This window comes from Streptomyces sp. NPDC058145 (assembly GCF_042884245.1).
In the GTDB taxonomy this organism is placed as follows: domain Bacteria; phylum Actinomycetota; class Actinomycetes; order Streptomycetales; family Streptomycetaceae; genus Streptomyces.
The window spans coordinates 449,147-462,580 of sequence record NZ_JBHVUH010000006.1; the positions used below are offsets into that span (position 1 = coordinate 449,147).

General features: G+C 70.0%; 10 protein-coding genes. All 10 read left to right on the forward strand.

Going from position 1 to position 13,434, the window contains the following annotated elements:
• Window positions 1-34 precede the first annotated feature (34 nt).
• On the forward strand, window positions 35-2,665 hold the full coding sequence (locus ACFVVO_RS16750) for a valine--tRNA ligase (RefSeq protein ID WP_390055545.1): 2,631 nt from the start codon (window positions 35-37) through the stop codon (window positions 2,663-2,665).
• A 117-nt stretch (window positions 2,666-2,782) separates the two neighbouring features.
• Entirely contained in the window at window positions 2,783-4,297 is a 1,515-nt protein-coding gene (locus tag ACFVVO_RS16755; protein ID WP_390055547.1) for a bifunctional folylpolyglutamate synthase/dihydrofolate synthase, read from the forward strand.
• Between the two features lie 10 nt (window positions 4,298-4,307).
• A complete protein-coding gene (locus tag ACFVVO_RS16760; RefSeq protein ID WP_390055549.1) occupies window positions 4,308-4,670 on the forward strand; it encodes a DUF4233 domain-containing protein in 363 nt (120 codons plus the stop codon).
• A 73-nt stretch (window positions 4,671-4,743) separates the two neighbouring features.
• On the forward strand, window positions 4,744-5,157 hold the full coding sequence (ndk, locus tag ACFVVO_RS16765) for a nucleoside-diphosphate kinase (RefSeq protein ID WP_390055550.1): 414 nt from the start codon (window positions 4,744-4,746) through the stop codon (window positions 5,155-5,157).
• A gap of 313 nt (window positions 5,158-5,470) precedes the next feature.
• The gene (locus tag ACFVVO_RS16770; protein ID WP_390055552.1) at window positions 5,471-6,490 is read left to right on the forward strand and encodes a rod shape-determining protein; all 1,020 of its coding nucleotides are present in this window, start codon (window positions 5,471-5,473) and stop codon (window positions 6,488-6,490) included.
• 165 nt (window positions 6,491-6,655) lie between these two features.
• Window positions 6,656-7,594: a rod shape-determining protein MreC gene (gene mreC / locus ACFVVO_RS16775; RefSeq protein ID WP_390055554.1), complete on the forward strand. Its 939-nt coding sequence runs from the start codon at window positions 6,656-6,658 to the stop codon at window positions 7,592-7,594.
• 13 nt (window positions 7,595-7,607) lie between these two features.
• The gene (gene mreD / locus ACFVVO_RS16780; protein WP_390055555.1) at window positions 7,608-8,282 is read left to right on the forward strand and encodes a rod shape-determining protein MreD; all 675 of its coding nucleotides are present in this window, start codon (window positions 7,608-7,610) and stop codon (window positions 8,280-8,282) included.
• Between the two features lie 116 nt (window positions 8,283-8,398).
• On the forward strand, window positions 8,399-10,651 hold the full coding sequence (gene mrdA, locus ACFVVO_RS16785) for a penicillin-binding protein 2 (protein WP_390055557.1): 2,253 nt from the start codon (window positions 8,399-8,401) through the stop codon (window positions 10,649-10,651).
• Window positions 10,648-11,847: a rod shape-determining protein RodA gene (gene rodA / locus ACFVVO_RS16790; RefSeq protein WP_390055558.1), complete on the forward strand. Its 1,200-nt coding sequence runs from the start codon at window positions 10,648-10,650 to the stop codon at window positions 11,845-11,847. The genes mrdA and rodA overlap by 4 nt, the downstream gene beginning before the upstream one ends.
• Window positions 11,848-11,900: 53 nt before the next feature.
• Window positions 11,901-13,400 carry a CHAD domain-containing protein gene (locus tag ACFVVO_RS16795; protein ID WP_390055560.1) on the forward strand — a complete coding sequence of 500 codons (1,500 nt, stop codon included), beginning with the start codon at window positions 11,901-11,903 and terminating at the stop codon, window positions 13,398-13,400.
• The last annotated feature ends 34 nt before the right edge of the window (window positions 13,401-13,434 follow it).

Consider the following 13,434-nt stretch of genomic DNA (forward strand, 5'->3'; position numbering starts at 1 on the left):
GGGACCACCCCGTGACACCCCTAAACTGACCCCCGTGACCGAGAACGCTCAGCAGCAGCCACCCGCGCCCGACTCCGAACTGCCGACCCAGTACGCGCCGGCCGATGTAGAGGGGCCGCTGTACGAGCGCTGGGTAGAGCGCGGTTACTTCGAGGCGGACGCGAAGAGCGACAAGCCGCCGTTCACCGTCGTCATCCCGCCGCCGAACGTCACCGGCAGCCTCCACCTGGGCCACGCCTTCGAGCACACGCTCATCGACGCCCTGACCCGCCGCAAGCGCATGCAGGGCTTCGAGACGCTGTGGCAGCCGGGCATGGACCACGCCGGTATCGCCACCCAGAACGTCGTCGAGCGCGAGCTGGGCAAGGAGGGCAAGTCCCGCCACGACCTCGGCCGCGAGGCCTTCGTCGAGCGCGTCTGGCAGTGGAAGGGCGAGTCCGGCGGCCAGATCTCCGGCCAGATGCGCCGCCTCGGTGACGGCGTCGCCTGGTCGCGTGAGCGCTTCACCATGGACGAGGGCCTCTCGCAGGCCGTCCAGACCATCTTCAAGCGGCTCTACGACGACGAGCTGATCTACCGCGCCGAGCGCATCATCAACTGGTGCCCCCGGTGCCTGACGGCCATCTCCGACATCGAGGTCGAGTACCAGGACGACGACGGCGAGCTGGTCTCCATGAAGTACGGGGAGGGGGACGACACCATCGTCGTCGCCACCACCCGTGCCGAGACCATGCTCGGCGACACCGCCGTCGCCGTCCACCCCGACGATGAGCGCTACAAGCACCTCGTCGGCAAGCTCATCAGGCTCCCGCTGACCGACCGATCCATCCCGGTCGTCGCGGACGAGCACGTCGACCCCGAATTCGGCACCGGCGCCGTCAAGGTCACCCCGGCCCACGACCCGAACGACTTCGAGATCGGCCAGCGGCACGACCTGCCGTCCCTCACCGTGATGGACGAGCACGCCGTCATCACCGCGCACGGCCCCTTCCAGGGCCTGGACCGCCTCGAGGCCCGCTCCGCCATCGTCGCCGCACTGCGCGCCGAGGGCCGGATCGTCGCCGAGAAGCGCCCCTACGCCCACTCCGTCGGCCACTGCTCGCGCTGCAAGACCACCATCGAGCCGCGCCTGTCCATGCAGTGGTGGGTCAAGGTCGGCCCGCTGGCCAAGGCCGCCGGTGACGCCGTCCGCGACGGCAAGGTCAAGATCCATCCGCAGGAGATGGAGAAGCGGTACTTCGACTGGGTCGACAACCTCCACGACTGGTGCATCTCTCGGCAGCTGTGGTGGGGCCACCGCATCCCGGTCTGGTACGGCCCGAACGGCGAGGTCGTCTGCGTCGGCCCCGACGAGCAGCCGCCCGGCACCGAGGCGGAGGGCTGGAAGCAGGACACCGACGTCCTCGACACCTGGTTCTCCTCCGGCCTGTGGCCGTTCTCCACCCTCGGCTGGCCCGAACAGACCGAGAGCCTCGCGAAGTTCTACCCGAACTCCGTCCTGGTCACCGGCTACGACATCCTCTTCTTCTGGGTCGCCCGGATGATGATGTTCGGCCTCTACGCGATGGACGGCACCCCGCCGTTCCACACCATCGCCCTGCACGGCATGGTCCGCGACCAGTTCGGCAAGAAGATGTCGAAGTCCTTCGGCAACGCGGTCAACCCGCTGGACTGGATGGACAAGTACGGCTCCGACGCCCTCCGGTTCACCCTCGCCCGCGGCGCCAACCCCGGTGTCGACGTGCCCATCGGCGAGGACTGGGTCCAGGGCTCCCGCAACTTCGCCAACAAGATCTGGAACGCCACCCGCTTCGCGCTGATGAACGGCGCGACGGTGGACGGCCCGCTGCCGGACCCGGCGAAGATGTCCGCCACCGACCGCTGGATCCTTTCCCGGCTCAACTCGGCCGTCGCCGAAGTCGACGCGTTCTACGACGACTTCCAGTTCGCCAAGCTGTCCGACGCCCTCTTCCACTTCGCGTGGGACGAGGTCTTCGACTGGTACGTCGAGCTGTCCAAGACGACGTTCCAGGCGGGCGGCGAGGCGGCCGAGGTCTCCCAGCGCGTCCTGGGCGAGGTCCTCGACGTCACGCTCAGGCTGCTGCACCCGGTCGTCCCGTTCGTCACGGAGACCCTGTGGACCACGCTCACGGGGGGCGAGTCGGTCGTCATCGCCGAGTGGCCGGCCGACAGTGGCTTCCGGGACGCCGGCGCCGAGCGGGAGATCGAGACCCTGCAGTCCGTCATCACCGAGGTCCGCCGCTTCCGCGCCGACCAGGGCCTCCAGCCGGGCCAGCGGGTCCCGGCCCGGCTGACCCTGGACGGTACGGCGCTGGCCCCGCACGAGGCCGCCATCCGCCAGTTGCTGCGCCTGCAGCCGGAGGGCGAGTCCTTCACGGCCACGGCCACCCTGCCGGTCGCCGGCGCCGAGGTCGCCCTCGACCTCTCCGGCACCATCGACGTGGCCGCCGAGCGCAAGCGCCTGGCGAAGGACCTGGCCGCCGCCGAGAAGGAGAAGGCCCAGTCCACCGCCAAGCTCGGCAACGAGGCGTTCCTGGCGAAGGCCCCGGAGAACGTGGTCGACAAGATCCGCACCCGCCTCGCCAAGGCCGAAGAGGACATCACCCGCATCCAGGCCCAGCTGGACAGGCTCCCGCAGGCGTAGGGACGCGGCCGGCGCACCCGCGCCGGCCCGCGTGAACGGCAGCCGAAGGCCCTCGGAACTCCACAGCTCCGGGGGCCTTCGCCCACCCATGTCACCGGGCCTCCGTAGACTGGCACCGTGAGCGACCACCCCGGCACCAGCGACACCCCCGACCCCCTCGACGGCTTCGACGAGATCATCGAGGCCGAGACCACCCGCGACCCCGACCTCGCCGTGATCGAGGCCGGCAGCCGCACCCTGCGCACCCAGGGGGGCCCGCCCGAGGCCGACGTACCGGCCCGGCCGGAGGACCCCGAGGTCGACAGGGCCCTGCGCGAGGTCGAGACGGAGCTGGCCACCCGCTGGGGCGAGACCAAGCTGGAGCCCTCCGTCAGCCGGATCGCCGCGCTGATGGACCTCCTCGGCGAGCCGCAGCGCTCGTACCCCTCGATCCACATCACCGGGACCAACGGCAAGACCTCCACGGCGCGCATGATCGAGGCCCTGCTCGGCGCCTTCGAGCTGCGCACCGGCCGCTACACCAGCCCGCACGTGCAGTCGATCACCGAGCGGATCAGCCTGGACGGCGCGCCGATCTCCGCCGAGCGGTTCATCGAGACGTACCAGGACATCAAGCCGTACATCGAGATGGTCGACGTCTCGCAGGAGTACCGGCTGTCCTTCTTCGAGGTGCTCACCGGCATGGCCTACGCGGCCTTCGCGGACGCGCCGGTCGACGTGGCCGTCGTGGAAGTGGGCATGGGCGGCTCCTGGGACGCCACCAACGTGATCGACGGCGACGTCGCCGTGATCACCCCCATCGGCCTCGACCACACCGACCGGCTCGGTGACACGCCGGGGGAGATCGCGGGGGAGAAGGGCGGCGTCATCAAGCAGGGCGCGACCGTGATCCTGGCGCAGCAGCCGGTGGACGCGGCGCAGGTACTGCTGAAGAAGGCCGTCGAGGTCGACGCCACCGTGGCCCGCGAGGGTCTGGAGTTCGGCGTGACCGCCCGGCAGATCGCCGTCGGCGGGCAGTTGCTCACCCTGCGTGGGCTGGGCGGCGAGTACGAGGAGGTCTACCTCCCGCTGCACGGCGCCCACCAGGCGCACAACGCGGCCGTCGCGCTCGCCGCCGTGGAGGCGTTCTTCGGGGTCGGCGCGCAGCGCGCGGAGCTGCTGGACATCGGCACGGTGCGCAAGGCCTTCGCGGCCGTCTCCTCGCCGGGGCGCCTGGAGATCGTGCGGCGCTCTCCCACCGTCGTCCTGGACGCCGCCCACAACCCGCCGGGCGCCGAGGCCGCCGCCGAGGCCGTGCGGGAGGCGTTCGACTTCAGCCGGCTGATCGGCGTGGTCGGAGCGAGCGGCGACAAGAACGTGCGCGGGCTGCTGGAGGCCTTCGAGCCGATCTTCGCCGAGGTCGTCGTCACCCAGAACTCCAGCCACCGCGCCATGGACGCGGACGAGCTGGCCGCGATCGCCGTCGAGGTGTTCGGCGAGGACCGCGTCCAGGTCGAGCCGCAGCTGCCCGAGGCCCTGGATGCCGCGATCACGCTGGCCGAGGAGGAGGGCGAGTTCGCGGGCGGTGGGGTGCTGGTCACCGGCTCGGTCATCACGGTGGGCGAGGCCCGCCTGCTCCTGGGAAAGGGCTGAGGAGTCCGTCGTGCGTACGCTCTGTTCATCGACGCTGATCGGCGAGTTCTTCGTCATCGGGTTCGCCGGTCTCGTGGCCATGAAGGACCCGGACCTGTCCGCGTCCACGGTGTGGCTGGTCAGCGGCATCGCCATGGTCCTGTGCGTGCTGCTGTGCGGCATGGTGACCCGGCCGGGCGGCGTCGCCCTCGGCTGGGCGCTGCAGCTCGCCCTGATCGCCTCCGGCGTCTTCGTCCCGACGATGTACTTCATGGGCGCGGTGTTCGCCGCCCTGTGGTGGGCGTCGGTCCACTACGGACGGAAGGTCGACGAGGCGAAGGCCCGGTTCGCGACGCAGGGGGAGTCCGCGGACCCCGGCCCCTCTACAACCTGACGCTGCGTAACGGCGGCGAGGACACGCCCTGTAACCTCGTTCCACCGCACATGTCAGTCGTAAGGAGCCCCCCGTGAGCCAGCGCACCCTCGTCCTCCTCAAGCCCGACGCCGTCCGTCGCGGCCTGACCGGCGAGATCATCAGCCGTATCGAGCGCAAGGCCGGCTGGCAGATCACCGCGCTGGAGCTGCGCACCCTGGACCAGGACACGCTGGAGCGGCACTACGGCGAGCACAAGGGCAAGCCCTTCTACGAGCCGCTGGTGGAGTTCATGGCCTCCGGCCCGGTCGTGGCGCTGATCGTCGAGGGCGAGCGCGTCATCGAGGGGCTGCGCGCGCTGGCCGGCCCGACCGACCCGATCGCCGCCGCGCCCGGCTCCATCCGGGGCGACTACGGCGTGATCGTCCGGGAGAACCTGATCCACGCGTCCGACTCGGAGGAGTCCGCCGAGCGCGAGGTGAAGATCTTCTTCCCGGGCCGCGCCTGAGCCGCCACCTGGCCGAATTTCCGCGAATTTTTCTGAGGGGGCGTCAGGTCCGCTCGGAGTCCTGACCTGGGACGGCCGCACCTTTTCGGCCGTCCTTCGGCATATGCGTCGCCGATCGGGGGAACGTGTGCCCCCGATGGGCCGTCTCCAGAAGCGAGGCGGCGCGCCATCTGATGACAATGGCGGAGACCCTCGCGCAGTGTTCGTGCAGGCGCGTTTACGATGGAAGCCTTCACGTCACAGCACCCGCCTCGCCGACCTGATATGCCCTCAAAAGCCCAGGAAGGCCAGATGAATCCGGATGGGGAACTCAATGTCGTTCATCGGCCGTGACATGGCTGTCGACCTCGGGACCGCCAACACGCTGGTGTACGTCAGGGGTCGCGGCATCGTCCTCAACGAGCCGTCCGTCGTCGCCATCAACACCAACACCGGTGGCATCCTCGCGGTCGGTGCCGAAGCGAAGAAGATGATCGGCCGCACACCGGGCAACATCGTCGCCGTACGTCCGCTGAAGGACGGCGTGATCGCCGACTTCGAGATCACCGAGCGGATGCTGCGCTACTTCATCCTGAAGATCCACAAGCGGCGGTATCTCGCCCGTCCGCGGGTCGTGGTCTGTGTGCCCTCGGGCATCACGGGCGTCGAGCGCCGCGCCGTCATCGAGGCGTCCTCCCAGGCCGGCGCCCGCCAGGTGCACATCATCGAGGAGCCCATGGCGGCCGCCATCGGTTCCGGTCTGCCGGTCCACGAGGCCACCGGCAACATGGTCGTGGACATCGGCGGCGGCACCACGGAGGTCGCGGTCATCTCGCTCGGCGGCATCGTCACCGCGCAGTCCATCCGTGTCGCGGGCGACGAACTGGACAACGCGATCATCCAGTACATCAAGAAGGAGTACAGCCTGCTGCTGGGCGAGCGCACGGCCGAGCAGATCAAGATCACGATCGGTTCGGCGTACGAACTCGACGCCGAGGAACACACCGAGGTGCGCGGCCGCGACCTGGTCTCCGGGCTGCCGAAGACCGTGGTCATCTCCGCCGCCGAGGTCCGCAAGGCCATCGAGGAGCCGGTCAACGCCATCGTCGACGCCGTCAAGACGACCCTCGACAAGTGCCCGCCGGAGCTGTCCGGCGACATCATGGACCGGGGAATCGTGCTGACCGGCGGCGGCGCCCTGCTGCGCGGCCTGGACGAGCGGCTGCGGCGCGAGACCGGAATGCCGATCCACATCGCCGAGGACCCGCTGGACAGCGTGGCGCTCGGTTCCGGCAAGTGCGTCGAGGAGTTCGAGGCGCTCCAGCAGGTACTGGACGCCCAGCCCCGCCGTTGAGGCGGCTCCTCGGATCCGCCGTACGAGACGATTCCCTCTCGTACGGCGGCTCGTTGACATAGAGGCACAAGCTCCCGCAAATGGGCCCCCAGGGTTTGCGCTTCACGGTTCGCGCACTGCCGGGGGTCTCCGAATTCCACTCGAGGAAGGGCACGGCCGCCGCACGTGAGGGACACGAAAGAGAGCCGGCTGCTCCTGGTCCTGCTGATCGCCATCGCGTTCGCGCTGATCACGGTGGACATCCGAGGGGGCCGGAACTCCCCCGTCGACGGCGCCCGGCAGGCCGCCGCCGCGGCGTTCGGCCCGATCGAGAACGGGTTGTCCTCCGCGGTCGACCCGGTCGGCGACGCCGTCTCCGCCGTCCGTGACTCCGGTACCCGCCACGACCGGCTCGCCACGCTGGAGAAGGAGAACGCGGCCCTCAAGGCGAAGCTCGGCAGCGACGACCGCAACCGCAGCCGCCTGAACCAGCTCGACAAGATGCTGAAGATCGCCGGCGAGGGCCAGTACGGCATCAAGGGCGCCCAGGTCATCGCCATAGGGTCGGCGCAGGGCTTCTCCTGGACCATCACCATCGACGCGGGCGCCAACGACGGCATCCAGCGGGACATGACCGTGCTGAACGGCGACGGACTCGTCGGCCGGGTCACCACCGTCGGCCCGGACACCGCCACCGTGCTGCTCGCCAACGACCCCGACTTCACCGTCGGCACCCGCATGGAGAACAGTGACGAACTCGGCTTCGCCTCCGGCCAGGGCGACCGCCCGCTGCGGGTGGAACTCCTCAACGGCAAGGCCGAGGTGAAGAAGGGCGACCGGCTCGTCACCTTCGGCTCCCAGGCCGACAAGCCCTTCGTGCCCGGCGTCCCGGTCGGCGTGGTCTCCCGGATCGACCCCTCCGGCGGCGGGCTCACCCGCACCCTCTACGTCACGCCGTACGTCGGCTTCACCAAGCTCGACGTCGTCGGCGTGGTCGTCCAGGGCCCGAAGCGGGACCCGCGTGACGAGGTCCTGCCGACCAAGCCCAAGCCGACACCGACGCCGACGGTGACCGTCACGGTCAGCCCCTCGGCCGGCGCGCCCGACACCACCGAGCAGCAGTAGGAGCTGAATCCCCATGCGTTTCAACCGGATCCTGCTCTCGATCGCGCTGGTCGTCGTCGCCCTGGTGATCCAGGTGAGCGTCCTCGCCCGCCTGCACCTGCCGGGTGCCGTCCCCGACCTGCTCCTGCTCACCGTCCTCGGCCTCGCCATGGTGTACGGCCACGTCGGCGGCGCCCTCGTCGGCTTCGGCGCCGGACTGCTCGCCGACCTCGCCCCGCCCGCCGACCACGCGGCCGGCCGCTACGCCCTGGTGCTGTGCGTCATCGGCTACTTCGCCGGGCTCATCAAGCCGGAGAACGGCCGGCTGAAGTCCGTCACCGGCCCGATGGCCGTCGTGGTCGCCGCCGCCATCGGCTCCACCCTGCTGTACGCGGGCGTCGGCGCCCTGGTCGGTGACACCGCCGCCCGCCATGTCGGCCTGCCCGGCCTGCTGTTCTCGGCCGCCCTGTACGACCTGCTGCTGGCCCCCTTCGTGGTCCCCGCGATCATGTGGCTGGCCCGCCGCTCCGACAACGACCCGCTCGCCGAGACCAGTCCCGCCGCCAAGGCCGGCGACATCTCCTCCGGCTGGCTCTCCTCCGGCACCGGTCTGCGCGTCGGCGGTCAGAGCGGCCTCGGCGCCCTGAAGGCCAAGGCCCGCACCCGCTCCACCAGGGTCGGCCGCATCAAGGGGGTCAAGCGGCTGTGAACGCACCAGAGTTCACCCGAACGGGGCAATCGCGGCGGAACGGCGCCGCACAGGCGGATCGTTCATCATTCGTCAGCGCACACACGTCAGCGCACTGAGAGGGGGAGGCAGCCGCAGTGACCAACATTCCCGAGACCGGACGGACCCCACGGGTCCAGATCCGTCTCGTAGTCATCCAGATCCTCGTCCTCTCCCTCCTCGGCACCCTCGGCGGCCGCCTGTGGTACCTGCAGATCCGTGAGGGCGCCGCGTACCAGAAGGAAGCCTCCGGCAACCACGTCCAGCAGGTCGTCGATCCCGCCGTGCGCGGCGACATCCTCGACGCCCGGGGCGTGCCGCTCGCGGACAACGAGACCCGCCTGGTCGTCTCCGCCTCCCGCACCGATCTGCTCAAGCAGGCGGACGACGGCAAGGCCGTCCTCACCAAGCTGGCCGGCGTCCTCGGCATGAAGCCCGCCGACGTCATGCGCAAGGTCCGGCTGTGCGACGCCGAGACCCCGCAGCCCTGCTGGAACGGCTCGCCCTACCAGCCGATCCCGATCACCGACGAGGCCACCGCCAAGCAGGCCCTGCAGATCCGGGAGCGCGCCGAGGACTTCCCCGGCATCACCGCCGAGCCGGAGGCCGTGCGCCGCTACCCGGGCCCGGGCAAGTCCAACACCTCCCAGGTCCTCGGCTACCTCTCGCCGGTCACCGACGAGGAGATCCAGAAGGCCAAGGACACCGACTCGCCCTACCTGCGCTCCGACATGGTCGGCCGCTCCGGCCTCGAGCGCCAGTACGACAAGGCGCTGCGCGGCAAGGCCGGCGTCACCCGCTACGAGGTGGACAACCTCGGCCGGGTCATCGGCAAGGCCCAGTCCGACGCGGCCGAGTCCGGCTCCAACCTGGTCACCAGCATCGACTCCCGGGTGCAGCGGGTCGCCGAGTACGAACTGGACAAGGCGATGAAGGTCGCCCGCCAGCAGTACGACAAGATCACCGGCGAGAACTACAAGGCGGACTCCGGTGCCGTCGTGGTCATGGAGGCCAAGACCGGCCGGATAGTCGCCATGGCCTCCGCCCCGACCTACGACCCGAACGTCTGGGTCGGCGGCATCTCCGCCAAGGACTACAAGGCCCTCACCGGCAAGAACTCCGACTACCCGCTGCTCAACCGGGCCATCCAGGGCCAGGCCGCGCCCGGCTCGACCTTCAAGGTGGTCTCCACGGCCGCCGCGGTCGAGGCCGGCTACCCCTTCGACGGCCGCTACCCCTGCACCAGCTCCTACTCCGTCGGCAGCCAGGTCTTCAAGAACTTCGAGGGCGAGAACTTCGGCCCCATCTCCCTCGGCCGCGCCCTCGAGGTCTCCTGCGACACCGTCTTCTACGGTCTCGCCGACCGGGAGTGGAAGCGCGACGGCGGCATCAACCCCAAGAAGGGCAAGCCCAAGGACTACTTCTACAAGACCGCCCACCAGTTCGGCCTCGGCAAGGAGACCGGCGTCGACCTCCCCAACGAGGTCACCGGACGCGTCCCGGACCGCCAGTGGAAGCTGGACTACTGGAAGGCCAACAAGGACGCCTGGTGCAAGTCCGGCAAGAAGGACGGCAGCTACGTCGAGAAGATCGCGTACGAGAACTGCCTCGAGGGCAACAGGATGCGCGAGGGCGACTCGATCAACTACTCCATCGGACAGGGTGACACCCTGGTCACCCCCATCCAGGAGGCCGCGATCTACGGCGCCGTCGCCAACGGCGGCACCATGTACCAGCCGACCATCGGCAAGGCGATCATCAGCGCCGACGGCAAGAAGGTCACGGAGATCAAGCCGAAGAAGAACCGCAGGCTGCCGGTCACCAAGGCCACCCTCAAGGGCATGGACGACGCCTTCGCCGGCGTCGTCACCCGCGGTACCGCCGCCTGGAAGTTCGGCGGCTGGCCGCAGAACGAGATCCCGCTGCACGCCAAGACCGGTACCGCCGAGGTCTACGGCAAGCAGACCACGTCCTGGCTCGCCACCTACTCCAAGGACTACACGGTGATCATGACGATCGCCCAGGCCGGTACGGGTTCCGGAGCCTCCGGTGAGGCCGTGCGCAACATCTACAGCGCGCTCTACGGCGTCAAGGGCGACGGCTCCGTCGACCGGAAGAAGGCCCTGCTGCCCGAGCCGCAGAAGAGCCTGCCCAAGGTCCGCCCCGACGGCACCATCGCCTCTCCGAAGGTCGCCGGCGACCCGGCCAAGGACGTCGAGGCCTCCCAGCAGGACAACCCCAGCAACGACGACGGCCAGCAGACCCCGGCCACCACGCCCTCGCCCACCACGGGCAACCGCGACACCCGCAGGCGCCACCGCAGGAGGGGCAGCCGGAGGATGCTCACATGACCAGCGCCAACAGCTTCTCCGTCTCCGGTTACGGGCCCGAGCGGGCCGGCTGGACCAGGCTCTTCGCCCGCGACTCACTGGCCCGCCGGCTCGACTGGCCGATACTGCTGTCGGCCCTCGCCCTCTCGGCGATCGGCTCCCTGCTGGTCTACTCGGCCACCCGCAACCGCACCGAGATCAACCAGGGCGACCCGTACTACTTCCTGCTCCGGCACCTCATGAACACCGGCATCGGGCTCACCCTGATGATCGGCACGCTCTGGCTCGGCCACCGCGCCCTGCGCAACGCCGTGCCGATCCTCTACGGCCTGTCGGTCTTCGGCATCCTCGCCGTGCTGACCCCGCTGGGCTCCACCGTCAACGGCGCCCACTCCTGGATCGTGTTCGGCGGCGGCTTCTCGCTGCAGCCCTCGGAGTTCGTGAAGATCACGATCATCCTGGGCATGGCCATGCTGCTCTCGGCCCGCGTCGACGCCGGGGACAAGAAGCACCCCGACCACCGCACGGTCCTGCAGTCCCTGGGCCTGGCCGCCGTACCCATCCTCATCGTGCTGCTCATGCCCGACCTCGGATCGGTCATGGTCATGGTGGTCATCATCCTCGGCGTGCTGCTCGCCTCCGGCGCCTCCAACCGCTGGGTCTTCGGCCTGATCACCGCCGGCACCGTCGGCGCGATCGCCGTCTGGCAGCTGCACATCCTGGACGAGTACCAGATCGCCCGCTTCGCCGCCTTCGCCAACCCGGACCTCGACCCGGCCGGCGTCGGCTACAACACCAACCAGGCCCGCATCGCCATCGGCTCCGGCGGCCTCACCGGCGCCGGTCTCTTCCACGGCTCGCAGACCACCGGACAGTTCGTCCCCGAACAGCAGACGGACTTCGTCTTCACGGTCGCGGGCGAGGAACTCGGCTTCGTCGGTGCCGGACTGATAATCCTCCTCCTCGGCATCCTGCTGTGGCGCGCCTGCCGCATCGCCCGCGACTCCACCGAGCTGTACGGCACGATCGTCGCCGCCGGCATCATCGCCTGGTTCGCCTTCCAGTCCTTCGAGAACATCGGCATGACCCTCGGCATCATGCCCGTCACGGGCCTGCCCCTGCCCTTCGTGTCCTACGGCGGCACGTCGATGTTCGCGGTGTGGATCGCCGTCGGCCTCCTGCAGTCCATCAAGGTGCAACGTCCGATGTCCGCGTGAATCCGACCGTACGAAAGGGGACTGAGCAGGCCCATCGCGGCTAGATTCTGTTCATGGCGGATACGAAACGCGAGATCGAGCGCAAGTACGAATCCGATGAGAGCGGGCTGCCCGACCTGACGGGCGCCGGCAAGGTGGCGGACGTCCTCGGCAAGGGCATGGTCGAGCTGGACGCCACCTACTACGACACCGCCGACGAACGCCTGGCCGCCGCCTCACTCACCCTGCGCCGACGCACCGGTGGCTCGGACGCCGGCTGGCACCTGAAATTCCCGGTCGCCCCCGGCGTCCGCGACGAGATCAGGGCACCGCTGTCCGACACCGTCCCCGACGAACTCGCCGCCCTGGTCCGCTCCCGGGTCCGGGGCGCCGAACTGGTCCCCGTCGTCCGGCTCCGTTCCGCCCGCGACGTACACCACCTGGTCGACGCCGACGGCACACTGCTGGCCGAGGCCAGCGTCGACACGGTCACCGCCGAACGGCTCAACCGGGCCGGCGGCACCACCCGGTGGACCGAGATCGAGGTGGAACTGGCCGACGACGCCGATCCGGCCCTCCTCGACAAGGTCGACAAACGCCTGCGCAAGGCGGGCGTACGGCCGTCCACCTCACCGTCCAAGCTGGCCCGGGCGCTGGAGCAGACCGGCGGCACCCGAACCCGGTCCGCCAAGCCCGCACCGCCCGTGACCGCCGGCGACCACGTCCTCGCCTACCTGCGCGAACAACGCGACGAGATCCTCGACCGCGACCCCGCCGTCCGCCGGGACATCCCGGACTCCGTGCACCGGATGCGGGTCGCGACCCGTCGTATGCGCAGCACCTTCCGCACCTTCGGCACGGTCCTCGACCCCGCCGTCACCACCCCGGTCGCCGCCGAGCTGAAATGGCTGGCCGGCGAGCTGGGCGCCGACCGCGACCAGGAAGTCCTGGCGGAGCGCCTCACCACCGCCCTGGACGAACTCCCGTCCGAGCTGGTCCTCGGCCCCGTGCCCCAGCGGGTCGCCTCCTGGGCCGCCGCCCGGCACGGCAGCACCCGCGGCCACCTCATCGCCATCCTCGACTCCACCCGCCACCAGGCCCTGCTCGACACCCTCGACTCCCTCCTCGCCGACCCGCCACTGCGCGAGAAGGCCGCCAGGAAGCCCGCGAAGGTGCTCGCCAAGGCCGTACGCAAGGACCTCGCCAAGGTCACCCGCCTGATCACCCACGCGCTCGACCTGCCACCCGGCCGGGAACGCGACGTCGCCCTGCACGAGGCCCGCAAGAAGGCCAAGCGCACCCGCTACGCCGCCGAAGCAGCCATCCCCGCCCTCGGTGCCCCGGCCACCTCCCTGGCCAAGTCGATGAAGTCCCTCACGTCCCTGCTGGGCGACCACCAGGACAGCGTCATGGCCCGCCACGCCCTGCGCGAGTTCGCCGCGGTCGCCCACGCGGCGGGGGAGAGCACCTTCACCTACGGCCTGCTGTACGGCCGGGAGGAGCAGCGGGCGGCAGCGGCCGAGGCCGAGCTGCCTGGCCTGTGGGCGAAGATCAAGTCGGGGGCGTCCGTCTGAGCGTACGGGGGAGCCCTCCGGGCGGGTTACGCTG